Below are 25,231 nucleotides of genomic sequence, written 5' to 3'. Positions count from 1 at the left end.
TGCCCCCTTTTGCCCCCTTCGGAACAACCTGCCATGACCCAGTTCTTTCGCTCCATCGCCACCTATGTCGCGCTTGCCATTGGCGCCGCCGGCGTGATCATCGTCCTTTTCGTCTTCAACCTGCCGCCCTTCCACGGCAGCGTCGAAACCACAAATGATGCCTATGTGCGCGGCCAGGTGACGCTGATCAGCCCGCAGCTTGCCGGCTATGTGGTGGATGTGCCGCGCAAGGACTATCAAACCGTCAAGACCGGCGACCTGATCGCGCAGATCGACGACCGCATCTACGTGCAGAAGCTTGCGCAGGCCAAGGCCGCACTTGCCAAGGAGGAGGCAGCGCTTGCCAATTCCGAGCAGGCGCGCAAATCCAACGAGGCCAAGATCGTCTCGGCCAAGGCCGCCATCGAAAGCGCCAATGCGAGCCTTACGGCGGCGCGCACCACCTATGAGCGCACGCAGGCGCTTCTGGAGCGCAATATTTCCACCCAGAGCGAATCGGAGAAGAACCGCGCCGCACTCGATCAGGCGCAGGCAGCGCTCCATCAGGCGGAAGCGGCGGAACTTGTGGCCGAACAGGACCTGAACACCACCATCGTCTCGCGCCGGTCGCTGGAAGCTGCCGTCGACAGCGCCCGCGCCGCTGTGGCACTTGCCGAAATCGACCTGCAGAACACCCGCATTACCGCGCCGCAGGATGGCACGCTCGGCGAAATATCGGCTCGCATCGGGCAGTATGTCTCGGTCGGCACGCAGATCGCATCGCTGGTGCCGGAGCGGATCTGGGTTGTCGCCAATTTCAAGGAAACCCAGCTTGCCGGCATGCAGGCCGGCCAGGCGGTGACCTTTACCGTGGACGCGCTCGGCCACCAGACGCTCAAGGGCCGTATCGAGCGCTTTGCGCCGGCCACCGGCTCGGAATTCAGCGTCATCAAGTCGGATAACGCGACGGGCAATTTTACCAAGATCGCCCAGCGCATTCCCGTGCGCATCGCCATCGATCCGGACCAGCCGTTGAAGGACCGGCTGGTGCCCGGCATGTCTGTCGTTGCCCGCATCGATCTGGCGCAGCCGCAACCGGCAGAAGCGGTTGCGGCCCGCTGAGAACGCTCAGGCCGGCTGGCGGCGTCTCAGCAGCACATTGGCGAGCACCAGCCCGACGCAGAAGACCGACAGCAGGAAGATCGCGCCAGACATGGCATAGATGGTGGGCGATGCGCCGGAATTCATCTTGCCGAACAGAACCACCGGCAGCGTGTTCTGCCGGCCGGCCAGATAAAAGGCGCGGGTAAACTCGTTGAGCGACAGAAGAAACGAGAAGATGAAGGCGCTGACAAGGCCCGGGCGGATGAGCGGCAGGGTGACATCCCGAAACTGCTGCCAGCGGTTCGCCCCCAGATCGGCCGCCGCCATCAGATAGGACCGGCGCACCACGCCAAAACTTGTGAGAATGACGATGAAGGCAAAGGGCAGCGCCCAGAGCAGGTGCCCGCCGATCACCGTCAGGAGGCCGGCCTTGATACCGGCGCGCTGGAAGACGGCCGAGAGCGCCAGTCCCTGGATGACGCCCGGCACGAACATCGGCAACAGCACCGTCAGAAACCAGGCGGCGCGGCGCGCATGCAGTTCCACATAGGCAAGTGCGGCCATGAGGGAGAGAAGCGTTGCGGCAAAGGCCGTGGCGGTCGCAATCAGCAGCGATTGCTCGAGCGCTGCGATCAGCTGCTTTTCGCCTGCAAGCGCCAGATACCATTTCAACGTCACGTCTGCGACATGCGGCAGCGCCGGCTGCAGCGCCGGATTGAACGAGACCCCGAGCAGATAGAGCGGCGGCGCGTAGATGACGGCAAGACCGAAACAGGTGATCGTCCAGATCAGCGCGCGCGACAGCGTGCCTTCGCTTCCCATCATGACTGCCCCTCCCCGAACAGCCGCGCCAGCCCGAAGCGGGCATTGCCGGCAAGCACCACGGAAAAGATGACGATAAGCACCACCGACGAGATGGCAAAGGCCAGCGGATAATTGGCCACCCGCATCACGTCGTTGATCATGACGGAGACGATGCTGGCACCGGCGCCGCCCAGCATCTGCACCTCGGTGGAGGAGCCTACCACCATGACGAAGACGAAGAGAAAGCCGGCAAAAATGCCGGGCATGGTCAGCGGCACGACAATCGTCGAAAGCCGTGTCCAGAAGCCGGCGCCCAGATCCTCTGCGGCAACCAGAAGCACCGGATCGACCCTGCGCATCGACAGCAGCAGCGGAAAGGTGGCAAAGGGCAGGCAGGAGGCCACAAGCCCGACGAGGACCGCGAAGTTGGAAAACAGCAGCCAGTCGAGCGGCGCCGATACAAGGCCCAGATGGATCAAGAGGTCATTGACCACCCCGGTTCGCCCCAGCACCAGCCGCCACGAGAAGGAGCGGATGAGGTAGGAGGTAAAGAAGGGCACCGTCATCAGCGCCAGAAGGATAAGAGAGAGGCGCCGTCCGGCGAGAAAATGCACCGCATAGGCGGTGGGCCAGCCGATGAGAAGACAGATCAGCGCCGTCAGAAGCGCCTTTCCAAGCGTCGAGACGATCACCATCCAGCGCCCGGCTTCCAGGATCGCCGCGTAGGAGCCGAGGTTGAAATCCGGCCGGATCCAGTAAGTCAAGGGATCCCAGGTCCAGACACTCCATACCACCACTACCATTAGCGGCAGGAAGCCGAGCACGAGAATGGCCAGAAGCGGCAGCGCCATGAGGGCAAAGGCTGGCGGGAGGCGGCGGTTCATGGGGTTCCCTGGGTTCGGCGGATGGGTTTCAGGCTGTCGGTTCTGCGGTGGTTAAGGGTGTGACGTGGCTTTATCCCCCCTGGCCTGCCGGCCATCTCCCCCACAAGGGGGGAGATCAGCAAGATCATGGCCGCTTCGATGAAACGGAAGCCTCATCAGGGCGAAAGCGGTGGGAGGCGGCGGGTCATGGAATTCCCTGGTTTTGCGGATGGGTTTTAGGCTGGCGGTTCTGCGGTGGTTAAGGGGGTGCCGTGCCTTCCCCCTCTGGCCTGCCGGCCATCTCCCCCACAAGGGGGGAGATCAATCCTGTCTGGCCTCGCGCCAGTCTTTGCTGATGCACAAAGCTTTCCAGTCGGCTTGAGGGATTAACCGTTCTGCAGGTCTCCCCCCTTGTGGGGAGATGGCCGGCAGGCCAGAGGGGGAAGGCACGCACCACGCCTCCCTCAACCTCCCGAAAACCCGACCCTCACGCGTTGCGCAGCTTCTGCCACCATTCCTCGTAAAGCTGGAAATTGTCCGGGCGGCAGTTCTGCCAGTAGACCTTGCCGGCGAATTTGGCTTTGACGTGGTCGCCGAGCGCCTGCACCTCTTCCGGCTTGTATTCCGACGGGTTCTTCTTGGCATAGGCGACATTGTTGTCGGTCGGCACCAGATAGCCGCGCGACTTGCCGAGTTCGCAGCCATAGAGCCCGGCCAGCAGACCGTTGACGAAGGTGTGGGCAGCGTCGGTGACGCCGCGATCGCCGGCGCCCTTGAGGAGCACCGTGTTGTTGCCCCAGCCCTCATAGCCTTCGACGGGGGCGGCATAGTCCACCTGAAGCCCGCGCTTGCGGCCCTCGTAGACGATCGGTTCCCAGCCGGTCATGGCGTCGACTTCCTGATCGGCCACCAGTTGCACGCCCTGTTCCCAGCCGTTCCAGAAGGTGCGGAACTGCCCATCCTTCTTGTGCTTGATGAGGAATTCCATGACGAGGCCAAGTTCGGACTCGGACAGGTTGCCGGGATCCTTGATCGGCTTGTTTTCCGATTCCTTCAGATACATGGCGGTGAAGATGGCGCTGTTGATCCAGGCATCTTCCATGGCGACCCGGCCCTTGAGCTTCTTGTCGAAGATCACGCCGTAGCTGTCGACCTTGCCGAGCTTGTCGGGGCGGTAGATGATCGAATCGGCGTTGACGACGGTCGGGATGCTGTATTGCTTGCCGTTCTGGCGCAGATAGGGAATATCCTTGGCCCACTGCCAGATGCTGTCGTAATTGGGGATCTTGGAGAGATCCCAGGGGATGATGACGCCCTGGCGCGCCATTTCCTTTTCGGCACCGCCCTGAAAGCCGCCGACATCGAAAAGCTCGTTGGCATTGCCGGCGGCAAGGCGGGCAAGCACCGGCCCGACATCGTTGCCGTTATCGGTGAATTCGGGCGCAACGCCCACCTGGCTTGCAAACTGCGCCCATTTTTCCCCGATATCGAGCGTGGCGGTCGCCCAGAAGGCGACGCTTGCCGGGCTTTGCGCCATCGCCCGCGGCATGGCGCCCAAGCCCGCCATGGAAAATGCCGCCCCGCCACCTGCCATCAACTGCAACAACTGGCGGCGCTTGAAATTGCTTGCTGCGGCCGAAGCCGATTGTCTGTCCCCTGTCATGTCATCCCCTTTTCTTTTGAAAAACCTTGGTGAACACAGTCAGTCTTCAGTCATGCGGCGCCGATCAGGGATCGGCGGTTGGAATAAGCATCGCGCCACCGGCTGCGATTGTCACGGCAACGGTTTGGCCCGGCTCCGGCACCGGGCGGTCCGCCGCCTGCGTGACCACCACCGTCTGCCCGTCGGCAAAGGCCAGCGTCACGTCGTGATGCAGGCCGCGAAAACGGCTCTCCACCATGGTCAGCATCATCCGGTCGGCGTGTTCCTGTAAAGAGATTTCGTCTTCAGATTGCAAAAAGAGCCGGTCCGGGCGCAGCGCCACCACCGTTTGCGAGGGCGCCACGGGTCCGCCGATCCGGACCGGCACTTTCTGTCCGCATATCAGGGCGTATGCGGCCTCCCCGTGCCCGGTAACACCCTGGTGTTTCAGTTGAATGTCGATGCCGACGAAGCGGGCGACGAAGGCATTGGCCGGTTGATCGAAAAAGAGCGCCGGCCGATCGATCTGCTGCAGTCTGCCCTGATGCATCACGGCCATGCGGTCAGAGAGGCTGAGCGCCTCGTCCTGATTGTGGGTGACGAGGATGAAGGTCGCGCCGGTGCGCTTGTGGAGCCGGGCAAATTCATCGCGCATCTGCTGGCGCAGGCGCTCGTCGAGCCCCGTCAGTGGCTCGTCGAGGAGAAGGATGCCGGGCTCCATCACCAGCGCACGCGCGAGCGCCACGCGCTGCCGCTGGCCGCCGGACAAGAGGTTCACGTCGCGCGGTCCGAAGCCGGAAAGCTCCACCAGATCAAGCGCATCCTCGACCTTGACGGCCAGCGCCTTGCCGGAGAGGCCGCGCAGGGAAAGCCCGTAGCCGACATTTTTCGCAACACTCATGTGCGGAAAAAGGCCGAGCCCCTGGAACACGGTATTGACCGGACGCCGGTTGGCCGGGATGCCCGCCATGTCGCGTCCATCAAATGTGATGCGGCCGGCGGTCGGCTGGTCGAAGCCGCCGATCAGCTTCAACAGCGTGCTTTTCCCGCAACCGGACGAGCCCAAGAGGGTGAAGAACTCGCCCGCCCCGATGGAGAGCGTCACATCGTCCACGGCCCGGACAGGGCCGAATTCACGCGTGACAGCCTCGATCCCGATCGCAATCGCCATGCTAGCCTGCCTCGCCCGCCCGCTCTGCGGCCTGCTCGGTGATGATCATGATGCCCTCCTCGGTCAACGCCAGCTGCTGGCCTGCCAGCACAAGAGTTGTGGCCGTTGGCTCCTCGACAATCAATGGGCCGGAAAGCCTCATCTGCGGGCAAAGGTTTGCCCGCTGGTAGACCGGGCAGGACAGCCAGCCTTCGTCCCCTCCGAAATAGACATCACGGTGGCCGCTGATCGTCGCGTCCCTCGACAGAAGATCGCCGTTCATCTTCGGAATGGCAATCACCGGGCCGCTCAGGATGGCCTCCAGATGCAGCATGGTAATCTCGATGGCCGAATGCGGCAGACGGAAAGAATAGGCCTTCTCATGGGCGGCATGGAACCGTTCGGCAAAATCCGCCTCGGTATCAGCGCGTTCGAAACGGGTGAAGACACCGTGTTCCTGACCACGGTAACGCGCCTCGATGCTGTAGGCGAAGCGGATCTCCACCTCGGCGCCCTTCGCAAAATACTCCACCGCGTCCTGTTCAAGAGCAGTAAAGCGCGTTGCTGCCGTCGCAAGCGCTTCCGGCGAGAGCGGCGAGAACCAGGTGGAGCGGAAATCGGCGCGGGGTTCGGCCGCCAGCATGCCCCAGGCGGAAAAAATGCCAGGATGCAGCGGCACGACGGTCGATTTGACGTTGAGGTCACGCCCCAGCCGCGCCGCAAGCGCCGGCCCCGCGCCCCCGCTGATCACGAAGGCTGCATCCCGCGGATCATGACCGCGCTGCACAGTGACGAGCTTCAGGGCGTTGATCATGTTGGCATGGGCAATGTCGATGACGGCAAGGGCCGCATCCTCGATCGACATGCCGAGCGGCACGGCAATCGTTTCGATGGCGGCCCGCGCCTTATCAAGATGAAGCGGCATCGTGCCGTTGGCAAAGGTGTCGGGGTCGAAGATGCCGACTGTCAGCAGCGCGTCGGAGATCGTCGGCCGGCTGCCGCCGCGGCCATAGCAGGCCGGTCCTGGCAGGGAGCCTGCGCTTTCCGGGCCGACCGACAGCGTGCCGCGCTGATCGATGCGGGCAATCGAGCCGCCGCCGGCGCCGATTTCAACGATATCCACCACCGGCACCTGCACGGCGTAACCGGGGTTGATACGGCTGCGCTCCAGCCGGTATTCGCTGTCGAGCGTCGGGCGGCTGTTCTTGATGAGCGAGCATTTGGCCGTGGTTCCGCCGACATCAAGCGACAGGACCTCGCTTTCGCACAGCAGCGCTCCGATGCGCGCTGCCCCCGCAACACCGCCGGCAGGGCCCGATTCCACCAGCGTCAGCGGACTTTTCACCACCTGATCGAAGGTCGCGATGCCGCCGTTCGATTGCATGGCATAATAGGGGCAGGTGAGATCGGTTTCGGTCAGCGCCTCTTCCAGCCGCTCGAAATAATATTCGATGATCGGCTGCACATAGGCGTTCAGCACCACCGTGTTGGAGCGCTCGTATTCGCGCCACTGGCGCGACACTTCATGGCTTGCGCAAATGGTGGCACAGGGGAGTGCATCGGCCAGGATATCGGCGCACAGCGCCTCGTGCTCGGCATTCGCATAGCTGTGCAGGAAGAGGATGGCGACCGCCTCGACACCCTCTGCCAGGCAGGTCTTGATGATCGGCTTCAGGTCGTCCAGCTCCAGCCGGGTCAGCACCTTGCCTCTGGCATCGATGCGCTCGCGCACTTCAAAGCGCAGATGGCGCGGCACGAAGGGCTCGGGGCTGTGGAATTGCAGATTGTAGAGATCCGGCCGGTTGCCACGACCGATTTCCAGCACGTCGCGAAAGCCGGCGGTGGTCACGAGTGCCGTCTTGACGCCCTTGCGCTCGGTAATGGCGTTGATCACCGTGGTGCCGCCATGGGCAAAAAACGTCACGTCGCGCCGGCGCAGTCCATCGCGATCCTCGGCCTCAGCAATCGCCTGCAGCACGCCGCGCGACTGATCATCGACAGTGGTGAGGCTTTTGGCGGTGAAGACTTCGCCGGTCACTTCGTCATAGCCGACAAGATCGGTAAACGTGCCACCGACATCGGTTGCAAGCCTGATCATGGGTTGAGTTCCTTCTGGTATCCATAGGTGTCCCGCGCGGCCGCTTCGCTGAGCAGCCCGTCGGTCAGATCCTGTTCGATGAGATGTTTTTCGCGCTCGGTGGGCGTGCCCCAGCCACCACCGCCGCCGGTCACGATGCGCAACACGTCGCCGGTGGAAAGCGGGATATGCGGCGCGCGACCGAATTCCCGGGTGTGACCGCTGGCGCCGCAGCGAACCTGCAGGCTGTTTGCCGTGCCGGAAAGCCCTCCCGCCATGCCCCAGGGCTTTGTCGCCGTGCGGCCGAAGCTGCAATAGGCCTCAGCACCCTCGGCGCGGATTTCATATTCGCGGATAATGCCAAAGCCGCCGCGCCGGCGCCCGGCGCCGACGCCGCCCTCGACGTTCAGCGCATAGCGCCTGACGATCAGCGGAAACCGCGCCTCGATCGCCTCGACGGAGTAGTTATAGGTATCGCCGTCGGTGAGCGCGATCAGCGCATTGGCGCCGTCGCGCCCTTCGCTCGCACCCCATCCGCCATGCTGCGGCTCGATATGGATGAAGGGCGCACCCTGATCGTCACGGCCGGAAATATAGACGACGCAGAGGCTGGAATAGGAGCCGGCAGAAAAGCGTGCCGGCATCAGCGGTGCGAGCGCCTTCCACACCAGTTCCGAGGCATGCACGGAGCCTTCGTAATACCAGCCGGTGGGCGAGGGCTTTTCAGCCGTAAAGATCGTGCCGGGGGGCGCGATGACCGAAAGCGGCCGGAACCAGCCCTCGTTGGAGGGCGCCTGCGGCCCGACCAGCGCCTTGACGATGGTTCGCACGGCCGATTCGAGGGCGCCGCGCGCGCAGTTGATAGGCCCGGCAACGGCCGGCGGGCAACCGGTGAAATCGGCAGTGATGCGATCGCCGTCGATGGTGACGGCGACCGTGACGGGGATGGCCGCGGCACTGACGCCATCGCCGTCGATCACGTCATCGGCGCGGTAGATGCCATCGGGAAGTGCCGCAATCGCCGCCCGGCTCAGCCGCTCGCTGGTCGACAGCAACTGGGTAAAGGCGCCGCGTACGGTGGAGGCGCCGTATTTTTCCGCGATCTCGCCCATGCGGCGGGCCGCCACCCGGACTGTTGCGACCTGCGCCGTGAGATCGCCCAGCGCCACATCCGGCAGGCGGACGTTTTCGCGGATGATGTGCAGGATATCGTCGCAGAAGGCATCAGCGCGGGCAATTTTCACGCCCGGCAGGCGAAGCCCTTCCTGGAACACCGAGGTGGCATCCGGTGCAAGACTTCCCGGAACGGAACCGCCGACATCGAGATAATGGGCCACATTAATCGCATAGGCGATGAGCGCGCCGTCAAAGAAGATCGGCTTGACGATGGCGAAATCGCAGGCATGGGTGCCGCCGGCATAAGGATCGTTGGTCAAAAGAATATCGCCATCGGCCAGATTGCCGCCGAAGCGGGCGATCAGCGCCTTCACCTGCGCCCCGAACGTGCCGGTAAACAGCGTGATGCCGTTCATCTGCGCCACCAATTCGCCTTCGGCCGTCAGCACGCCGCAGGCAAAATCCAGAACCTCATAGATGACAGGGCTCATGCTGGTGCGGGCCATGACGATGCCCATCTCGTCGACGGTGGCCAGCAGCTTTCCCTCGATGATCTCCTGCGTGACGGCATCGATCCGACCACCGGCTGCCTGCATGTCTTGACCTGCCCTCTGCCCGTTCCCTGTCCGGTGAAGATATGGCGGGTCGCAAAAGGGCGACAGCCTGCCAAAAGGGTAGGCAGGCAGGCGCGCGTACCTACCCGTTCGGGTAGGTGCTCACCGCTGCAGCACGCCCTTGTCGCGGGCGGTCGTCACGGCGGCCGTGCGGGTGGAAACATTCAGCTTGGTGAAAATGTTGCGCAGGTGAAACTTGATCGTATTGTCGCTGAGATCAAGCCGGCGGCCGATCTCCTTGTTGCTGAGGCCGGCGCTCAACAGGGAGAGCACGCTGCGCTCGCGCTCCGTGAGGTCCGCGCCGGGGGCGACCATCTCGGCAAAGGGTGGCACGTGTGCCGGATCTGCCGGGCGGACCCGATCGAGGCATTGCAACAGCCGCTGGCGCGCCACGGCGGGAAACTGGCTGCAGGTGGACAGCTCCCGCAGGAGATCCGGAACATCGGCCGCCTCCAGCTGCAGCAGCGATGCATAATCGGCAAGCGGCATCGTCATCAGCAGATCGCAGAGGCAGGCGGATGCCGCATCCTTGCGCCCCTCGGCCGCCAGAATGCGGATTTCCAGCAGTTGCAGCTCGATGGAGCGCACGAGATGCGGCCGCTCCGACTGGCGCGTCATCAGCCAGTCCAGCGTGTCGCGCGCGCGCTCCGGCTTGCCCTCAGCCAGAAAGATCCGCGTCCACAACAAGGCGGGCGTTGTGCCGCGCAGATGGGTCTGCAGCGTGTTGAGGCGGTCGGACTGGATGACGCTGCGGCCAAAGCCCGACAGCTCCGCATGGCGGATGGCATGCTCGATATCGCCCGTCGAGATCAGCAGCCCGCAGCATTCGCCATCGATGAGGCGGATCAGGCGATCAAAACCGCGCCGCTTGGCGGTCGAGCGCACGCGGTCGATGGAGGCATGCGCACCGACGACATCGCCGCCCAGCCGCAGCACGCGCTGCTGGCCCATCACGCCCGCGGCCAGAAGATCAAACCAGGTATCATGGCGCTCCAGATGCGGCAGCGCCCAGGAGAGCGGTGCTGCCGCCGCAGAAAGATCGCCGCGCATCGACTGGAGTTCGGCCTTCAGCACCTGGCCCACGGCATCGAGATCGCTTCCCGGTCCGATATTGGCCTGCGCCTCGCTGATCAGGTGGTCATAGGCTTCCTCAGCGCCCGCCGCATCGCCGCTGAAGAAGGCCGCCTGACCGATATGGGTATAAAGGTGCATGGCGCCGAAATCCGCCCCGCCATCGCGGAAGGTGCGGATGGCCAGATGTCCGTAATGGCGGGCGCGCTCCAGATCGCTGCGGATCAGGTAATTGTAGGAGAGCATGTTGAGCGCCAGCGCCCGGTGGATCAGCTCCATGCCCTCCGGCTTCAAAAGATCGTCTTCCAGCGCGGCAAGATCCGCAGATGTTGCCCAGTGATCGAGGTAGAGCGACAGCAGCACCTTCACCACGCGCAGATCCGCCGCATAGGCCTTCAAGGTGCCGACCGCCCGTTCGGCAATCGACAGGTAGTGATTGGCCGCTTCCAGCTGGCCGGCCTTGGCGCTGACCACCGAAAGCCCAAGCGTCGTCAACGGAAAGCCATCGAGATCGATGCCGGCGGCGCGCGCGGAAATCATCTGGAACAGCATGGTGCCGCCGCGCGTGGTGGCATAGACGCGCCGCCAGCCGCCGGCCCGTTCGACGATGCGGGCGGCCAGATCGGCGCTGCCGCCTGAGAGCGCGTGGCGCACCGCCTGGTCGAAATCGCCCTGCACCTCGAACCAGCGCGCCGCGCGCCTCACCGCCGACTGCGTATCAAACCCCTGGCGCAGCGCCTTCTGGCGCAGAAACGCATTGAAGACCGGGTGGGAGCGCATCCAGCCGCCCTCCCCCGCCAGCAGCGTGATCGGCAGCGCATGGTCGGCGAGGCGATCCATCAGAAGAGCGCTCGCCTCGCCCTCGAAGAGCGCGGCCACCAGATCGCGGCTGAAGGCCGGAAGCGCCGCCGTCTTCAGGAGGAACTGCTGGATATCGTCCGGCAGCTGCGCAAACACCTGTTCCGACAGGTAGTTACCCATTTCGACATTGCTGCCGTCGAACGAGGCCAGCACCGCCTCGCGCTGCGGATTGTCGTGAACCAGCAGGCGCACCATCTGCAGCGCAACGGCCCAGCCCTCCGTGCGCCGGTTGAGCGCGCCGATCTGCTCAGGGTTCAATCCCAGCCTGTCGTCGGAGAAGAATTCCAGCGCCTCGTCATCGGAAAAGCCGAGATCCGCCACGCCGATCTGCTTCAACTCGCCGTGCAGGCGTAGCGCCGACAGCGGGAAGCGCGGCGGGCTTCGCGAGATCAGCACCAGCTTCAGGTGATCGAGGCCACGATCGGCCAGAATTTTTGCCATCAGCGCCTCGGTCGCATCGGTCTGCGCCAGATGGTAATCGTCGAGGAACAGGACCAGCGGCTGCTCGATGCGGCGCAGGCGCGTTGCCAGAATGGACAGAAGCGAAGCGACCGGCATGCTTGCCGCATCGAGACCGCCGGTGTCATCGGCCAGAAGCGGCTGCAAGGCATCGAGCAGGGTCAGCAGGAACTGCCGCTGGTCGCAATGCTCCTGTTCCAGCGATATCCAGAGGCAACGCACCTCATCGGCCACCAGCATTTCATGCCACTGCGCCGCAAGCGAGGTCTTGCCATAGCCGGCCGAACCGATGATCGTCGTCAGCCGGCGAAGACCGGAACGGTGCAGGCCAAGAAGCAGCCCGCGCCGCTTGATCGGGCGCTGACCGCTGATCGGTGGCGCATATCGGTTCTGATCCTTCATGGCGCCAGCTTGCTGAGTTGCGGCGCACTTGGCAAGTTCCCCCTTGGCCACCAAACCCGGTAACGCCATGAAATCCATAAGATCTGATGGGGATTTTTGCCGAAAAACTTCGGCCTATGCGCAAGCCGCGTCAGGAGGAGATGGCGCGATGCAGCAGCCGGTCGATTGCACCGCAAGCCGGCGTGATAAATAGCGCCGAGACAGGGGATCAAGTGGAGTGCCGCTCAGCGGCGGCCAGCGCGCCGCTTCAGATCCGCCACCTGAACATTATCTGTTGCCGGTGGCGTGTGGCAGCAATACAGCACGAGCGCGCCAAGGCCGGCAGATCCGGTGATCGCCGCCGCCATGGCCATGTCACCGGACAAAGCAAAGCCGAAGGAAGACCCGACAACGGTTGCGGCAGACAGCGTGGCGACCAGCAGTGGCAGGAAATCCACCGAGATCCTGCGGCCTGCCACCCGAACATGTCGATCGGAGAAGAGGTCGTTAGCGACCGGCATGGCATAGACGCCGTAGCGGGCATAACGCTCCTCGACGGCTTTCAGGAGCCGCGGCGGCAGGGGCTCGCGACCGGATGACAGAAGATCCCGGGCAAAAAACGCCAGAACGGCCCAGATCAGCAGACAGCCGAACAGGCCGATTTCCAGCGCAAGCGCATAATGCTCCGTGACAAGGGCCGTGGAGAGGCTGGCCTGCAGGATGGCCGCGATCAGAAGAAGTGCGGCCGTTCCTGGTTTCATCGGGCGCCTCCGGCGCGGGCGGCGGGCCGGCGGGCATCCAGCGAGGCGACCTGCGCCTGACGGGCAAGCTGCGGGGCCAAGCTTTGCGGATGGCCGAACAGGAAGCCCTGAACCCAGCGGGCGCCGGCGGCATGCGCAATCAGAAGGTCCGCCTCACTCTCAACCGACCCGACCACGACCTCGTTGGCAACATGGCGGGCCAGTGAAATCAGATGGCCGAGCAGCTGCGGTGCATCCGAGCCGCGGGTGCGGATGCGTCCGGCATCGATCTTGATGACGTCGAAGCGCGTGTGGCGGGCATAGCCGATGGAGCTGAAACCGGTGCCGAAATCATCGAGCGCCACGCGGCAGCCGGCCTGCTGGATGTGCGAGACGAATTCCGCCACCGCTTCGAAACTGTAGGGACGCGCCGATTCCGAAATCTCGATGACCATGCGCTGGCCGACGCCGGCCTCGCGCACGAGACGGGGAAACACCAGCCGCCACCAGAGATCGACCGAGGCCGACAGCGCCGACATGTTGCAGCCCAGAACGACATCCGGGCGACGCACCAGCTCTTCGACCACCGACTGCGCAATGCGGCGATCAAATACCTGGGTGAGGCCGAGGCGTTCCAGCGCTGGCATGTAGACGCCGGGCATGACCACGCGGCCATCCTCATCCGACAGGCGCACGACGCATTCGCTGTAAAGAACCGACGCGGGCTCGGACGCACTGCAGACCGGCTGTTCGACCAGCGTGAAGCGGGCGTTGAACAGCGCCTCATAGGCCAGCGCCGCGGCGCTCATGTCGATGCGATAATCCTGCGCGCTGTTCTGCGAGGCGGTGTGGAGCCCTTGCGCGTCCGGCACGGTGTTGCGGCAGCTCAGCGCCACGACGATGCGGTTGTTGCCAACCGGGATCGGCAGGGCGGCTGCCGCACAAAGCGCCTCATCGACGCGCGACCAGACCGGCAGGCCATCCTCGAGCTGGAAGGGCGACGCCGCCACACCCCAGCTTTCAATGGTGAAGGGCACCTGCAGCGACCGCTCCAGCCGGCGGGCGACTTCCGCCAGGACGCGGCCGGCGACACCCTCGCCGAAATAGGTCGAAATATCTCCGAGATTATCGATCGTAATGCACATGGCAGCCGTGGCATTCATGACAGTGCTCCCCAGCTGATCATGTAGACGCGACCCGCAACGCCGCCGGCATAACAGGATGCGCCGCCGGTCTCGTTGAGAAATGGTTTGAAGACACCGTTGGAAGAAACAACGAAATCGAGACCATCCCGGACCGAAGAGCGAGCGGACGTGCAACCATCTGCTTCGCCATACCCCGGTTCACAGCCATCATAGCTGATTTCACCCTGCATGAAGGGAACCCTTTTTCCGACGGTGATTTGTACTAATAAGCCGTTAAAATTTTCAATGCTTTACGGGCATTCAACCGAGTGAAATCAGAAACTTATTTTTACTCGGCTTCTCATCTTATTGTCAATAGTAACACTTTTAGTTCGCAGAAGCATTTTGCGCGCCCTTTGCGAAGCGGTCAGCGATTAGGTTAAGCTCTTCAAGTCGAAAAACAAGGCTTTTCAATCTTGAATCGTCCTGCCCACGTAAAACCCTATGCCGTCTGCGAATTTATCCTTCCGGAGAGTCGCCACCCGATCGCGCCTCGCCTTCCGGATCCGTCGCCATTGATCCCGAGCCGTCTCACGACGGCTGAAGGAGGTTGTGCCGGATCCGCCGGCCGAAGCAGGCAAATCAATGCGAAAGGCCGTCTAGCGCACTGATCTGCAAATGAAAAGAAAATTCATTTATATTCGTAACTGCGAATAAATATGCCTGAAACGACTGTTCAAGCCACACATCCGGGGCAGACAATCCTCAATGCCGCAGATGGCGCACCGGACCGACATTCCCGCTGCTGCCCGCGCAAAAACACGCAATACGTGTATTTTTCAACCGCGTGAAGTCAAGCATTCGCCCCGAATGAGACGAGAAAAAGGCAAATTTGCTCCCAATTGGAAAATAAGCGGGCGACGTCAGAGAATAACTCCGGGACGCGCCAGTATTATAGATCGCGGAACGCGCCAAAATGAAACGGACGATCAACCACCAATGCCACCTGAGGACCGTCATGTGCCAAAATAGACAGGTATCTTTGGGTGAAATTCCCTCGCGCCCCATTCTGAGACGGTGAAACCGGCATCAGGCTGGCGCAGAAAATGGTGTGTCGCCGACGGCACCACACGACTGGAACCAGCCGCACATCCGGCGCTGGCCGATGCTCCAGGGAGCGCCGGACGTCAACGGCTGCGAAAAAGGACGAACACCAGCAGCGATCTTAACGCGCCCAGCCTCGCTACCCGCGTATCGCAAAATCCGCCGGGGCGACTTTACAAACGGATTTTGCGAATCCAATTGTAATGATATTACATAACGAACGACGACAGGATCTCTCGACCGCGGTCGCCTGCCTTGACGCGGTGCCATTGCCCGGCTTAACTGGCGGTTGATGGTTCCCCAAGCCGGTTCGCCGGAGAAGGGGATTAATAGGGAACACGGTGCGGAACCTCCATCAGGGTCCCAATGCCGTGGCTGCCCCCGCAACTGTAAGCGGATGCCAATCATCCTCGTGGTGCCGACCAGGCACCATGCCACTGCACGAAATTTTGTGCGGGAAGGCAGATGAGAGGCGCCAACCGTGAGCCAGGAGACCTGCCATCGCACTGAAGTCCAACGTCACGGGCGGGGATGCCCGGAACAGGAGCTGACATGACTATTTCTCGCTTTGCGAGCACCGGTTGTCGAACCCTCAAGCGCCCCAAACGCCTGACATCCGTCCATCAGGGCTGATTGCAGCTGAGATGCTTTTATCGCAGGGGCTGAAGGCCCCCCATAGCCACCAGGGTTCGACCACATGTTTATTCGTATGACGCACGCGTTGCGCCAGGCCTTTGCGGCCGGGCTGATTGTTGCCGGAGCAGTGCTTCCCGCTTCCGGTGCCTTTGCCGCAGAAACCACCTATCCGCTGACACTGCAGAATTGCGGACGCCAGATCACCTTTTCAAAGCCTCCGCAGCGGGCGGTGTCGCTTGGGCAGAGCACCACGGAAATTCTCTATCTGCTCGGGCTTTCCAAGCAGGTCGTCGGCACCGCCGTCTGGATCGGCCCGGTGCTCAAGGGCTACGAGGAGGCCAATGCTTCCGTGCCGCGGCTTGCCGATAACGATCCGAGCTTCGAAAGCGTCATCGCCACAAGGCCGGATATCGTGACCGTGCAGTTCCAGTGGCATGTCGGCCCGAAAGGTACCGTCGGCACGATTGCCCAGTTCGAGGATCTCGGGGTTCCGGTCTACACCTCGCCGTCCGATTGCATCGGCAAGGACAATTCCTCCGGCGGCGACGGCGTGCGGGCAGAGGCCTTCAGCATGGACCTGATCTACGAAGAGATCCGTGATCTTGCCCGGATCTTCAATGTTCAGGATCGTGGCGAGCAGGTGGTGGCCGATCTCATGGCGCGCGAAAAGGCCGCCCGCGCCAAGGTGGCCGGTGCAAAATCGACGCTGTCGGCCGTCTTCTGGTTTTCCAGCGCAACGCTTGCCGCAGATCCCTATGTGGCGGGCAGGAATGGCGCGCCCGGCTATATCATGAAGGCGCTCGGGATCACGAATGTCATCGACAGCGACGAGGAATGGCCAACCGTCGGCTGGGAAACGATCGCGCGCGCCAACCCCTCGATCATCGTGGCCGCCCGCATGGAGCGCCGCCGCTATCCGGCCGACGACAGTGCCGTCAAGGCCGCCTTCCTCCAGAAGGATCCGGTCGTCAGCCTGATGCCGGCGGTGAAGGCCGGCCATGTGGTGGAGATGGATGCGCAGACGATGAACCCGACCATTCGCACCATCGACGGCATCGAACAGTTGGCGGATGCGATTGAAAAGGCGGGCCTTTCGCGGTGAAGCACAGCCGCATCCGTCTGGCGGCGGGGGCAGCCCTTGGCGCCCTTGCCGCCCTTCTTCTGGCGCTCTGGTTCGGCGCAGCGATCGGCGAAACCGCCATTCCCTTCGATGTGGTGGCAAAAACCGCCGCCAACCGCCTGTTTGGCGCAGGATACCCTCTGGCGGCGATCGACGAAGGCATCGTCTGGAGCTACCGGCTGTCGCGCGTCGTCGTTGCGGCCTGCTGCGGGGCGGCGCTGTCGCTATCGGGCGTCGTGCTGCAGTCGCTCCTGCGCAATCCGCTGGCCGATCCTTACGTGCTCGGCATTTCCGCCGGCGCCTCCACCGGCGCGGTCTCGGTTGCGATCCTGGGCCTTGGCGGCGGCATGATCGGCCTGCCGCTGGGCGCCTTTGCCGGCGCCGTCATCGCCTTCGTGCTGGTGAGCCTGCTTGCCCTACGCGCCGGGCGCGGCTCGGCGGCAATCATTCTGGCCGGTGTTGCGGGCTCCCAGCTCTTTCATGCGCTCACCTCCTTTGTCGTCACGAAAGCCGCCAATGCCGAACAGGCGCGCGGCATCATGTTCTGGCTGCTCGGCAATCTGTCGGGCGTGCGCTGGCCGGATGTGACGCTGGCGCTGCCGGTGGCGCTCGTGGGCCTCGTCGTCTGCCTTGCCCAGGCGCGCGCGCTCGATGCCTTTGCCTTCGGCAAGGAATCGGCCGCCTCGCTCGGCATTCCCGTGCGGCGGGTCATGGTCATCCTCATTGCCACGACGGCCATGATGACCGCCGTCATGGTGTCGCTTGTCGGCTCCATCGGCTTTGTCGGCCTGGTCATTCCCCATGCGACGCGCATGCTGGTCGGTGTGCGCCACGGGGTTCTCCTGCCGGCCGCCGCCATTGTCGGCGCCATCTTCATGATTGCGGCGGATGTCCTGTCGCGTATTCTGGTCCCGGGACAGGTCCTGCCCATCGGCGTGGTGACCGCGCTCTTCGGTGCGCCCGCCTTTGCCCTGATCATGAGCCAGCGGAGGGCAAGTCTGTGAGGGTGGACGCCGACAACCTGTCGCTTGCAAGCAGCGGCCACATGCTGGTGCGCGACGTCTCCTTCACGGTCGCATCCGGCGAATTCTTCGGCATTATCGGGCCGAACGGATCGGGCAAGACGAGCCTTATCTCCATGCTCTGCGGGCTGCGCAAGCCGCGCACGGGCACCGTTTCGCTGGATGGAGAGCCGCTTGCCGGCCTTGCCCGGCGCGCGCTTGCCCGCCGTCTGGCTCTGGTGGAACAGCAGGCCGACACCTCCGAGCGCATGACGGCCCGCCAGGCGGTGGAGCTTGGCCGCACGCCCTATCTCGGGCTGTCTTCGCCCTGGTCAGGACTGGACGACGCCATCGTCGATGCGGCAATGGGAAATGTCGGCATGGCGCATCTTTCGGGGCGCCAGTGGCATACGCTGTCGGGCGGCGAGCGCCAGCGGCTGCATATTGCCCGGGCACTTGCCCAGTCGCCGAAAGTGCTGGTGCTGGACGAGCCGACGAACCATCTCGATATCGGCCACCAAATCGGCCTGCTCGATCTCGTGCGTCATCTGGATCTGACGGTGATCGCCGCCCTCCACGACCTCAACCATGCGGCCATGTTCTGCGACCGGATTGCCGTGATGAAGGCCGGCCGACTTGTCGCCCTTGGCCGTCCGGCGGAGGTGCTCACGACACGGCTCATCCGGGATGTGTTCGACGTGGAGGCAGTGGTGGAGGCCGCAGAGGGCGGCACCTGCTCGATCCGCTTTGCTCCGGCGCGGCGGATGGCGGCCGAATGAGGCGCTGATCCAGCCTCATCAAGCGCTCATCTCAAGGCCGGGGCAGGTGTCCCCTCCCCCGGCATGTTTGCAATGTTATCAGGCGGCCGGCTGCTTGGTCTTGCGCAGATAGGGCAGAACCGTATCGAAGGCGCCGAAGCGGGCAATCGCATCCTCGTTGGAAACGGCGGCCGTGATGATGACGTCCTCGCCCGGCTGCCAGTTGGCAGGCGTTGCCACCTGATGCTTGGCCGTCAGCTGGATGGAATCGATGGCGCGCAGGATCTCGTGGAAGTTGCGGCCGGTGGTCATCGGATAGGTAAGGATCAGCTTGATCTTCTTGTCCGGGCCGATGACATAGACGGAACGCACGGTGGCATTGTCGGCCGGCGTGCGGCCTTCCGAGCTTTCGCCCGCACCCGCCGGCAGCATGTCGTAAAGCTTGGCGACCTTCAGGTCCTTGTCGCCGATCAGCGGATATTCCACGTCATAGCCGGTTGCCGTGCGAATATCGTCCTTCCACTTGCCGTGGCTTTCGACCGGATCGACCGAAATGCCAATGATCTTGACGCCGCGCTTCTGGAACTCGCCTTCAAGGCCGGCCATGGTGCCAAGCTCGGTGGTGCAGACGGGCGTGAAATTCTTCGGATGCGAGAAGAGAACCGCCCAGCCATTGCCGATCCATTCGTGGAAATTGAGCGGGCCGACCGTGGTCTCGGCGGTGAAGTCCGGGGCGATGTCGTTGATGCGCAGAGACAAGGGAAATCCTCCATGAGCGTGAAAACAGGTTGCGCTCAAGATAGGCTGATTTTTACGGCAGACGAGAGAGTCTGTTGCGGCAAAACGTCCAAGCTTGCAAATCCATTCTCTTTTTGTCGATAAATCACCCGCCCCGCCGCAGCCTGTCACACGCACCCTGTCTCGGCCCCTGCCGATCTTGCGCCCGCAGACCTTTGACAATTAAAATACCTCTCCGTACAGCTTTTGGTCACAAAAGCGCCGAGGGGACGCCTGCGCATGACGGAACCGGATGACACCAGCATGGATCTCGAAATCACCACGCATGCCCGCTCCAAGCCGGAGACGCGGCTGTGGCTGCGCATGCTGTCCACGACCAAGCTGATCTCCACCGAAATCCGCAAGCGCCTGCGCGCCGAATTCGGCGCGACGCTGCCGCAGTTCGATCTCATGGCGCAGCTCTACCGCGAAAAGGAAGGCTTGCGGCTGGGCGAGCTGTCGCGCCGCACGATGGTGACCAACGGCAATATCACCGGCCTTGTCGAGCGGCTGGAAGCCGATGGACTGGTGATCCGCGAAACCCCGACCGACGACCGGCGCGTCACCGTTGCCCGGCTGACCGAGGCGGGCATGGCAACCTTTTCCGCCATGGCCGAGGCGCATGAAGGCTGGCTACGCGACCTGATGGGCGATGTGGACGAGGCGATGATTGCAGCCCTCTGGCAGGATATCGGCCGCGTCAAGACCTCTGCCGCAAACCACCTCTCGGGCCCTGCCGACCCTTGAAGCGCGTCCATGCTGCCCTTGCGAAGCAAGGGAGGATGGACAATACAGGATAAAGAGCCCATCGCCGCTGTCCCTGCCCGGCAGGTGATCGCTGCGCGATGCGCCGCGGACCCGTTCCAGACCATGCCCCAGGGAGACGCCAAACCGTGACGACCGACCTCCAGGCCATCATCGAGGACATCCATAGAGCGCTTGTGCCGCGCACCGGCGAAGGCAAGGCGGCCGACTACATCCCCGAACTTGCCAATGTCGATCCGAAGAAATTCGGCATTGCCATCATTGACCTTGAGGGCCGCGTGTTCAAGGTGGGCGATTGCGACGAGGCCTTCTCCATCCAGAGCATATCCAAGGTGTTTACGCTGACGCTGGCGCTCGGCAAGCACGGCGAGACCACCTGGAACCGCGTCGGGCGCGAACCGTCCGGCTCGGCGTTCAATTCCATCGTCCAGCTCGAACACGAGAACGGCAAGCCGCGCAATCCCTTCATCAATGCCGGCGCCATTGCCATTTCCGACCTCGTGATGGCCGGCCATACGCCGCGCGAGGCGATCGGCGAGATCGTCCGCTTCGTGCAGTATCTCGCCGATGACACGACGATCGCCATCGATCCGGCCGTGGCACGTTCGGAAGCCTCGACGGGCTTTCGCAATATCGCGCTTGCCAATTTCATGAAGTCCTTCGGCAAGCTCACCCATCCGGTCGATCATGTGCTGGGCGTCTATTTTCACCAATGCGCGCTCGCCATGAGCTGCGTGCAGCTCGCCCGCGCCGGACTGTTTCTGGCGGCAAACGGCAAGAACCCACTGTCGGGCCACACGGTCGTGTCCAGCCAGCGCGCACGGCGCATCAATGCGCTGATGCTGACCTGCGGCCATTATGACGGGTCCGGCGATTTCGCCTATCATGTCGGCCTGCCGGGAAAGAGCGGTGTCGGCGGCGGCATTCTGGCGGTCGCCCCCGGCCGCGCCTCGGTTGCCGTCTGGTCCCCGGGCCTGAATGGCAATGGAAATTCGCTGATCGGGTCGCTGGCGCTCGAAATGCTGGCCACGAAAACCGGCTGGTCGGTGTTCGGGGCGCCGTCCTCCTGACCCCGGGGCGGCACGGGAACGACCCTCGGCCAAAAATAATATTTTACAGTTGTTGCCTTTTGCGGCTTGTGACACACTTTCACTTTCAAGTGATTTTGCAGGTTGTGTTGAGGCGTTGGACGATCGCGGTGGTCTGGTTTCAGACGCGCGCGCATGGCCTTGAATGCCTCGTTATTTTTGGAGATCATCCCCCTTCTCCCAGGGAGATGCGGCAACGGGAGAGACGTTCCGGCGTCTCTCCCGTATTATTTTACGCCACCCGTACCGGCGCGACGGACTGCCGCCATACCTGCCCGCCATTTCCAGAACGATCCGCCTTGCCGAACGGTTCATCGGCCCGTAATCCTTGCTGCGTCCGCCAAAGCGGGCAAGAGCTGAATTCGCATCACGCAGGAACGGACATGACAGATATCACGATGATCGAGGCGGCACGGGCCCGCATCGGCAACCGCGCGCGCGCAACGCCGCTTCTCTCCTCGCCGTTCCTGGATGAGATCGCCGGACGAAAGGTCTTCGTGAAGCCGGAATGCCTGCAGCACACCGGCTCGTTCAAGTTCCGCGGCGCCTGGTCGGCGGTGTCTGCACTTGCGCCTGAGGTGCGCGCGCGCGGCGTCATCGCCTTTTCCTCCGGCAACCATGCGCAAGGGGTTGCCCTTGCCGCGCGCATGCATGGCATTGCCGCCGTCATCATCATGCCGGCGGATGCACCGAAATTAAAGATCGAGAACACCCGCGCCTTCGGCGCCGAAGTGGTGCTTTACGACCGCGAAAACGAAGATCGCGACGAGATCGGCGCGCATCTGGCAACGACCCGCGGGCTGACGCTGATCCGGCCCTTCGACGACCCGCAGGTAATTGCCGGCCAGGGCACGGTCGGGCTGGAAATCGCCGCACAGGCAAGGCAGGAGGGCATCGAGACGGCGGATGTCATCGTCTGCTGCGGCGGTGGCGGGCTGATCGCCGGCGTGGCACTGGCGCTTGAGGCACATGCCCCGGGTCTTCGAGCCCGCCCTGCCGAGCCGGAAGGTTTTGACGATACGGCCCGGTCGCTCCAAAGCGGCCGGATCGAGCGCAACGCGCGCCTCGGCGGTTCGGTCTGCGATGCGATCGTGACGCCGCAACCCGGTAACATCACCTTCCCCATCAATGCGCGCCTCTGCGGCCCCGGCCTTGCGGTCAGCGAGGAGGAAGCGCTGCAGGCCATGATCCTTGCCCATAACCGGCTGAAGATCGTGGTGGAGCCGGGTGGTGTCGTGGCGCTGGCGGCTGCTCTCTTTCGAAAGGAAGAGATCGAGGGCGACAGCGTGATTGCCGTCTGCACCGGCGGCAATGTCGATCCGGAGGTATTTTCCGCCGCCCTGTCGCGCTACAGCCATGTCTAGTTGAAGTATCAGCCGGCAAAAATCCGATGGAAACCGCTAAAATAACTGCAACTGTTTTAGGAATCCGCTAGGATCGGCCGCAAATCAGCATTTGCCAGATCTTAAACGGGATTATCCATGCGTTTAGCCGTCCGGTCGTCGTATTTTGCCGTGAGCCAAGTCGTTGCCGGGTTTTACGATTCGCTGGAGGCGTTGCGGGACCGTTCGGTCTTCATCTCGCTGAAGAAGCGGGAAATGGCGCTTGCCGAAGCACAAAGCCTCGAAGACGGCGATGGCAGCAGCAAGCCGCTCTATGGCATGCTGTTTGCCGTCAAGGACAATATCGATGTCGCCGGCATGCCGACGACGGCCGGCTGTTCCGCCTTCTCCTATGCGGCCAAGCGCTCGGCAACCGTCGTTGAGCGGCTGGAGGCGGCCGGCGCCATTCTCGTCGGCAAGACGAACATGGACCAGTTCGCCACCGGGCTCGTCGGCGTGCGCTCGCCCTTCGGCATTCCCCAGAATGCGCTGCGGGCCGATCTCATTCCGGGAGGCTCAAGCTCCGGCTCGGCGGTCGCCGTGGCACGCGGTTACGTCGATTTTGCGCTGGGAACGGACGCGGCCGGCGCCGGGCGCGTGCCGGCGGGCATGAATGGCATCGTCGGGCTGAAGCCCACGCTTGGCCTTTTGCCATCGACAGGCGTCGTGCCCGCCTGTCGGACGCTCGAAAGCATCTCCGTCTTTGCCCGCGACGTGGATCTGGCCTTTCAGGTGATGAGCGTCTGCGCCGGCTTCGACCCGCAGGACCCGTTCTCCAAGCGCCTGCCGGAGCCGTCCATCGGCGCGGTGCCCCCGCGCCCGCGCATCGGCGTGCCGATCACCGCGCAGCGGCAGTTTTTTGGCGACGAGGCATCGGAGAAGGCTTATGAGGCGGATCTTGAAAGCCTGAAGGGTCTGGGCGCGGAGATTGTCGAGATCGATTTCGAGCCGTTTCATGCCGCAGCCCGCCTGCTCTACGAAGGCCCCTGGCTTGCCGAACGCTATGTGGCGATCAAGGACCTGATCGAGCAGAACCCTTCCGCGCTGCTGCCGGTCACCTTGAGCATCATCAGCCAGGCGCGCAATCTCGGCGCCATCGAAGCCTTTGAGGCCTTCTATCAGCTAGCCGATCTCAAGCGTCACAGCGAACTGGTGCTGGAGGGGCTCGATTGCCTGGCTGTGCCGACCATTCCGCGCTTCTACACCATGTCTGATCTTGCCCGCGAGCCGGTGGTGTTCAATTCCAACCTCGGCGTCTACACCAACTTCGTCAATCTTCTGGATCTTGCGGCGATCACCGTGCCGGTCGGCCTGCGCGAGGACAACCTGCCCTCCAGCCTCACCTTCATCGGACCGGCCGGAAGCGACGGGGCGCTGGCCGCCATGGCCCGCATGGCCGGCGCCCATCAGCGTCCCGCCAATCCACCGCGCGCCGTGCGTGGCCGCATCGAGATTGCCATCTTCGGCCCCCTCCTCTCCGGCCTGCCGCGCAATGCCGAACTGAAGGCCATGGGCGCGAATTTTCTGCGCGCCACGCGCACCCGAGCCGACTACCGGCTGTTTGCCATTCCCGGAACCGTGCCGCCGCGGCCCGGCCTGCTGCCGGTCGCGCCGGGGCAAGGGTTTGGCATCGAGGCCGAAGTCTGGTCGCTCGAGCCCGCGGCCTTCGGGGACTTCTGCGCCAATCTGCCAAGGCCCTGCACCATGGGCACCGTGGCGCTGGCCGATGGCACGGAAGCCAAGGGCTGCCTCGTCGATGCCGCCGCCGTCGAGGCGGCAACCGATATCAGCGAGCATGGCAGCTGGCGCGCCTATCTGTCCACCCGCCGATAGTCCCCACCCACCGCGCCGTCAGCCGCCGATCAGCCTGTGATAGGCATCCTCCACCTTGGTGATATGCTGGCGCATCATGTCTTCGGCCTGCGCCTGATTGCCGCGCAGGATGGCCTCGGCGATCAGCCCGTGCTCGGCGTGCGAGCGCGCAAGGCGCCCGAGTGTCGAGAACTGCGCACGGCGAAACGGCTGCAGGCGCTGGCGCGTCGAATGGGTGATCTCATCGAGATAGGGATTGTGGCTGCCGCGATAGATGGCGCTGTGGAACCGCTCATTGGCATGGATATAAGCGACGCGATCGCCGGCCGAGACAATCAGGGCCATTTCGCCATGCATCACATCCAGCTGGTCGCGTTCGGCGGCCGTCATGCGCTGCGCACTCAAGCCGGCACAGAGCGCTTCCAGATGCCCCATCAGCTCGAACATGCCGGCAAGCTTCTCGTCATCGGGCCGTGCCACCACGGTGCGCGTATGCGGCCGCTGTTCGACAAGGCCGCTTGCCGCCAGAAGCTTCAGCGCCTCGCGCACCGGCGTGCGTGACACGGCAAATTCCGCCGCAAGCTGCGTTTCATCGAGCACGGTTCCGGGGGCAAGCTCGCTGGTGATGATCCGCTCGGCCAGCTGCCGGCGGATATCCTCGCTCGATGTGCGCGGTGTCTTTTCTAGCACGGCCTGCTCACTATCCCCGTCATGTCCTGTCTTCTCTCGTCCTTGCGCTTGTGCCGGATTCGCGCGCGCAATGCAGCGGAAAAGCGGGACATCATGCCGATATCAATCCGGCA

The 25,231-nt window shown here is 63.4% G+C and carries 20 protein-coding genes and 1 riboswitch; of the genes, 8 read left to right on the top strand and 12 right to left on the bottom strand.

The features are described from left to right. Positions 1 to 33 precede the first annotated feature (33 nt). Positions 34 to 1,101: an HlyD family secretion protein gene (locus ACEXP3_RS15870; protein ID WP_377298148.1), complete on the top strand. Its 1,068-nt coding sequence runs from the start codon at positions 34 to 36 to the stop codon at positions 1,099 to 1,101. A 6-nt stretch (positions 1,102 to 1,107) separates the two neighbouring features. Here ACEXP3_RS15870 and ACEXP3_RS15865 read toward each other — a convergent pair whose 3' ends face one another. From ACEXP3_RS15865 to ACEXP3_RS15820, 10 genes are all read right to left on the bottom strand, one after another. Beyond that, entirely contained in the window at positions 1,108 to 1,908 is an 801-nt protein-coding gene (locus ACEXP3_RS15865; protein WP_377298147.1) for an ABC transporter permease, read from the bottom strand. Beyond that, the gene (locus ACEXP3_RS15860; protein WP_377298146.1) at positions 1,905 to 2,771 is read right to left on the bottom strand and encodes an ABC transporter permease; all 867 of its coding nucleotides are present in this window, start codon (positions 2,769 to 2,771) and stop codon (positions 1,905 to 1,907) included. Before ACEXP3_RS15860 ends, ACEXP3_RS15865 begins: the two co-directional genes overlap by 4 nt. Positions 2,772 to 3,237: 466 nt before the next feature. After that, complete coding sequence (locus tag ACEXP3_RS15855) at positions 3,238 to 4,413, bottom strand: ABC transporter substrate-binding protein (protein WP_377298145.1); 1,176 nt, start codon at positions 4,411 to 4,413, stop codon at positions 3,238 to 3,240. A 64-nt stretch (positions 4,414 to 4,477) separates the two neighbouring features. Continuing rightward, a complete protein-coding gene (locus ACEXP3_RS15850; protein ID WP_377298144.1) occupies positions 4,478 to 5,563 on the bottom strand; it encodes an ABC transporter ATP-binding protein in 1,086 nt (361 codons plus the stop codon). A 1-nt stretch (position 5,564) separates the two neighbouring features. Beyond that, positions 5,565 to 7,640 (bottom strand): hydantoinase/oxoprolinase family protein, encoded by a 2,076-nt coding sequence (locus tag ACEXP3_RS15845; protein ID WP_377298143.1) that lies wholly within the window; start codon positions 7,638 to 7,640, stop codon positions 5,565 to 5,567. Then, positions 7,637 to 9,331, bottom strand: coding sequence for a hydantoinase B/oxoprolinase family protein (locus ACEXP3_RS15840; protein ID WP_377298142.1), 1,695 nt, complete (start codon positions 9,329 to 9,331; stop codon positions 7,637 to 7,639). Before ACEXP3_RS15840 ends, ACEXP3_RS15845 begins: the two co-directional genes overlap by 4 nt. A 120-nt stretch (positions 9,332 to 9,451) precedes the next feature. After that, positions 9,452 to 12,142, bottom strand: coding sequence for a LuxR C-terminal-related transcriptional regulator (locus ACEXP3_RS15835; protein ID WP_377298141.1), 2,691 nt, complete (start codon positions 12,140 to 12,142; stop codon positions 9,452 to 9,454). A gap of 224 nt (positions 12,143 to 12,366) precedes the next feature. Next, entirely contained in the window at positions 12,367 to 12,882 is a 516-nt protein-coding gene (locus ACEXP3_RS15830) for a hypothetical protein (protein ID WP_377298140.1), read from the bottom strand. After that, the gene (locus tag ACEXP3_RS15825; protein ID WP_377298139.1) at positions 12,879 to 14,024 is read right to left on the bottom strand and encodes an EAL domain-containing protein; all 1,146 of its coding nucleotides are present in this window, start codon (positions 14,022 to 14,024) and stop codon (positions 12,879 to 12,881) included. Before ACEXP3_RS15825 ends, ACEXP3_RS15830 begins: the two co-directional genes overlap by 4 nt. Beyond that, positions 14,021 to 14,236: a hypothetical protein gene (locus ACEXP3_RS15820; RefSeq protein WP_210106120.1), complete on the bottom strand. Its 216-nt coding sequence runs from the start codon at positions 14,234 to 14,236 to the stop codon at positions 14,021 to 14,023. The genes ACEXP3_RS15825 and ACEXP3_RS15820 overlap by 4 nt, the downstream gene beginning before the upstream one ends. Positions 14,237 to 15,365: 1,129 nt before the next feature. Then, positions 15,366 to 15,606: riboswitch (cobalamin riboswitch) on the top strand. A gap of 180 nt (positions 15,607 to 15,786) precedes the next feature. Between ACEXP3_RS15820 and ACEXP3_RS15815 the strand changes: the two genes are divergently transcribed. From ACEXP3_RS15815 to ACEXP3_RS15805, 3 genes are read left to right on the top strand one after another with little or no spacing between them, the layout of a single operon-like run. Then, positions 15,787 to 16,827 carry an ABC transporter substrate-binding protein gene (locus ACEXP3_RS15815; RefSeq protein ID WP_377298138.1) on the top strand — a complete coding sequence of 347 codons (1,041 nt, stop codon included), beginning with the start codon at positions 15,787 to 15,789 and terminating at the stop codon, positions 16,825 to 16,827. Then, a complete protein-coding gene (locus ACEXP3_RS15810) occupies positions 16,824 to 17,849 on the top strand; it encodes a FecCD family ABC transporter permease (protein WP_377298137.1) in 1,026 nt (341 codons plus the stop codon). Before ACEXP3_RS15815 ends, ACEXP3_RS15810 begins: the two co-directional genes overlap by 4 nt. 41 nt (positions 17,850 to 17,890) lie before the next feature. After that, positions 17,891 to 18,625, top strand: a complete 735-nt coding sequence (locus ACEXP3_RS15805) for an ABC transporter ATP-binding protein (RefSeq protein ID WP_377298189.1) — start codon at positions 17,891 to 17,893, stop codon at positions 18,623 to 18,625. 78 nt (positions 18,626 to 18,703) lie between these two features. On the opposite strand, the gene ACEXP3_RS15800 is transcribed toward ACEXP3_RS15805, so the two are convergent. Next, positions 18,704 to 19,363: a peroxiredoxin gene (locus ACEXP3_RS15800; RefSeq protein ID WP_210106121.1), complete on the bottom strand. Its 660-nt coding sequence runs from the start codon at positions 19,361 to 19,363 to the stop codon at positions 18,704 to 18,706. Positions 19,364 to 19,621: 258 nt separating this feature from the next. Here ACEXP3_RS15800 and ACEXP3_RS15795 point away from each other — a divergent pair, with 258 nt between their 5' ends. The 4 genes from ACEXP3_RS15795 (at position 19,622) to atzF (ending at position 24,449) form a co-directional block, all read left to right on the top strand. Next, positions 19,622 to 20,128, top strand: coding sequence for a MarR family winged helix-turn-helix transcriptional regulator (locus ACEXP3_RS15795; RefSeq protein ID WP_377298136.1), 507 nt, complete (start codon positions 19,622 to 19,624; stop codon positions 20,126 to 20,128). Between the two features lie 98 nt (positions 20,129 to 20,226). Then, positions 20,227 to 21,216: a glutaminase gene (locus ACEXP3_RS15790; RefSeq protein ID WP_210106123.1), complete on the top strand. Its 990-nt coding sequence runs from the start codon at positions 20,227 to 20,229 to the stop codon at positions 21,214 to 21,216. Positions 21,217 to 21,617: 401 nt separating this feature from the next. Continuing rightward, positions 21,618 to 22,598 carry a threonine ammonia-lyase gene (locus ACEXP3_RS15785; RefSeq protein WP_377298135.1) on the top strand — a complete coding sequence of 327 codons (981 nt, stop codon included), beginning with the start codon at positions 21,618 to 21,620 and terminating at the stop codon, positions 22,596 to 22,598. 117 nt (positions 22,599 to 22,715) lie between these two features. Further along, positions 22,716 to 24,449: an allophanate hydrolase gene (atzF, locus tag ACEXP3_RS15780; RefSeq protein ID WP_377298134.1), complete on the top strand. Its 1,734-nt coding sequence runs from the start codon at positions 22,716 to 22,718 to the stop codon at positions 24,447 to 24,449. 18 nt (positions 24,450 to 24,467) lie between these two features. Here atzF and ACEXP3_RS15775 read toward each other — a convergent pair whose 3' ends face one another. Continuing rightward, a complete protein-coding gene (locus ACEXP3_RS15775; RefSeq protein ID WP_377298133.1) occupies positions 24,468 to 25,118 on the bottom strand; it encodes a GntR family transcriptional regulator in 651 nt (216 codons plus the stop codon). Positions 25,119 to 25,231: the final 113 nt, after the last annotated feature.

The sequence above is a fragment of the Neorhizobium fuzhouense genome (assembly GCF_042611105.1).
GTDB classification, from domain to species: domain Bacteria; phylum Pseudomonadota; class Alphaproteobacteria; order Rhizobiales; family Rhizobiaceae; genus Neorhizobium; species Neorhizobium galegae_A.
This window is presented reverse-complemented; position numbering and strand designations above follow the sequence as displayed.

What these genes read in the sequence shown, in the direction of transcription:
- atzF (WP_377298134.1), top strand. Translation starts at nt 22,716, where the DNA reads ATGCGTTTAGCCGTCCGGTCGTCGTATTTTGCCGTGAGCCAAGTCGTT.
- ACEXP3_RS15790 (WP_210106123.1), top strand. Translation starts at nt 20,227, where the DNA reads ATGCGCCGCGGACCCGTTCCAGACCATGCCCCAGGGAGACGCCAAACC.
- ACEXP3_RS15785 (WP_377298135.1), top strand. Translation starts at nt 21,618, where the DNA reads ATGACAGATATCACGATGATCGAGGCGGCACGGGCCCGCATCGGCAAC.
- ACEXP3_RS15795 (WP_377298136.1), top strand. Translation starts at nt 19,622, where the DNA reads ATGACGGAACCGGATGACACCAGCATGGATCTCGAAATCACCACGCAT.
- ACEXP3_RS15820 (WP_210106120.1), bottom strand. Translation starts at nt 14,236, where the DNA reads ATGCAGGGTGAAATCAGCTATGATGGCTGTGAACCGGGGTATGGCGAA.
- ACEXP3_RS15865 (WP_377298147.1), bottom strand. Translation starts at nt 1,908, where the DNA reads ATGATGGGAAGCGAAGGCACGCTGTCGCGCGCGCTGATCTGGACGATC.
- ACEXP3_RS15850 (WP_377298144.1), bottom strand. Translation starts at nt 5,563, where the DNA reads ATGGCGATTGCGATCGGGATCGAGGCTGTCACGCGTGAATTCGGCCCT.
- ACEXP3_RS15830 (WP_377298140.1), bottom strand. Translation starts at nt 12,882, where the DNA reads ATGAAACCAGGAACGGCCGCACTTCTTCTGATCGCGGCCATCCTGCAG.
- ACEXP3_RS15840 (WP_377298142.1), bottom strand. Translation starts at nt 9,331, where the DNA reads ATGCAGGCAGCCGGTGGTCGGATCGATGCCGTCACGCAGGAGATCATC.
- ACEXP3_RS15870 (WP_377298148.1), top strand. Translation starts at nt 34, where the DNA reads ATGACCCAGTTCTTTCGCTCCATCGCCACCTATGTCGCGCTTGCCATT.
- ACEXP3_RS15815 (WP_377298138.1), top strand. Translation starts at nt 15,787, where the DNA reads ATGTTTATTCGTATGACGCACGCGTTGCGCCAGGCCTTTGCGGCCGGG.
- ACEXP3_RS15805 (WP_377298189.1), top strand. Translation starts at nt 17,891, where the DNA reads ATGCTGGTGCGCGACGTCTCCTTCACGGTCGCATCCGGCGAATTCTTC.
- ACEXP3_RS15855 (WP_377298145.1), bottom strand. Translation starts at nt 4,413, where the DNA reads ATGACAGGGGACAGACAATCGGCTTCGGCCGCAGCAAGCAATTTCAAG.
- ACEXP3_RS15860 (WP_377298146.1), bottom strand. Translation starts at nt 2,771, where the DNA reads ATGAACCGCCGCCTCCCGCCAGCCTTTGCCCTCATGGCGCTGCCGCTT.
- ACEXP3_RS15825 (WP_377298139.1), bottom strand. Translation starts at nt 14,024, where the DNA reads ATGAATGCCACGGCTGCCATGTGCATTACGATCGATAATCTCGGAGAT.
- ACEXP3_RS15835 (WP_377298141.1), bottom strand. Translation starts at nt 12,142, where the DNA reads ATGAAGGATCAGAACCGATATGCGCCACCGATCAGCGGTCAGCGCCCG.
- ACEXP3_RS15845 (WP_377298143.1), bottom strand. Translation starts at nt 7,640, where the DNA reads ATGATCAGGCTTGCAACCGATGTCGGTGGCACGTTTACCGATCTTGTC.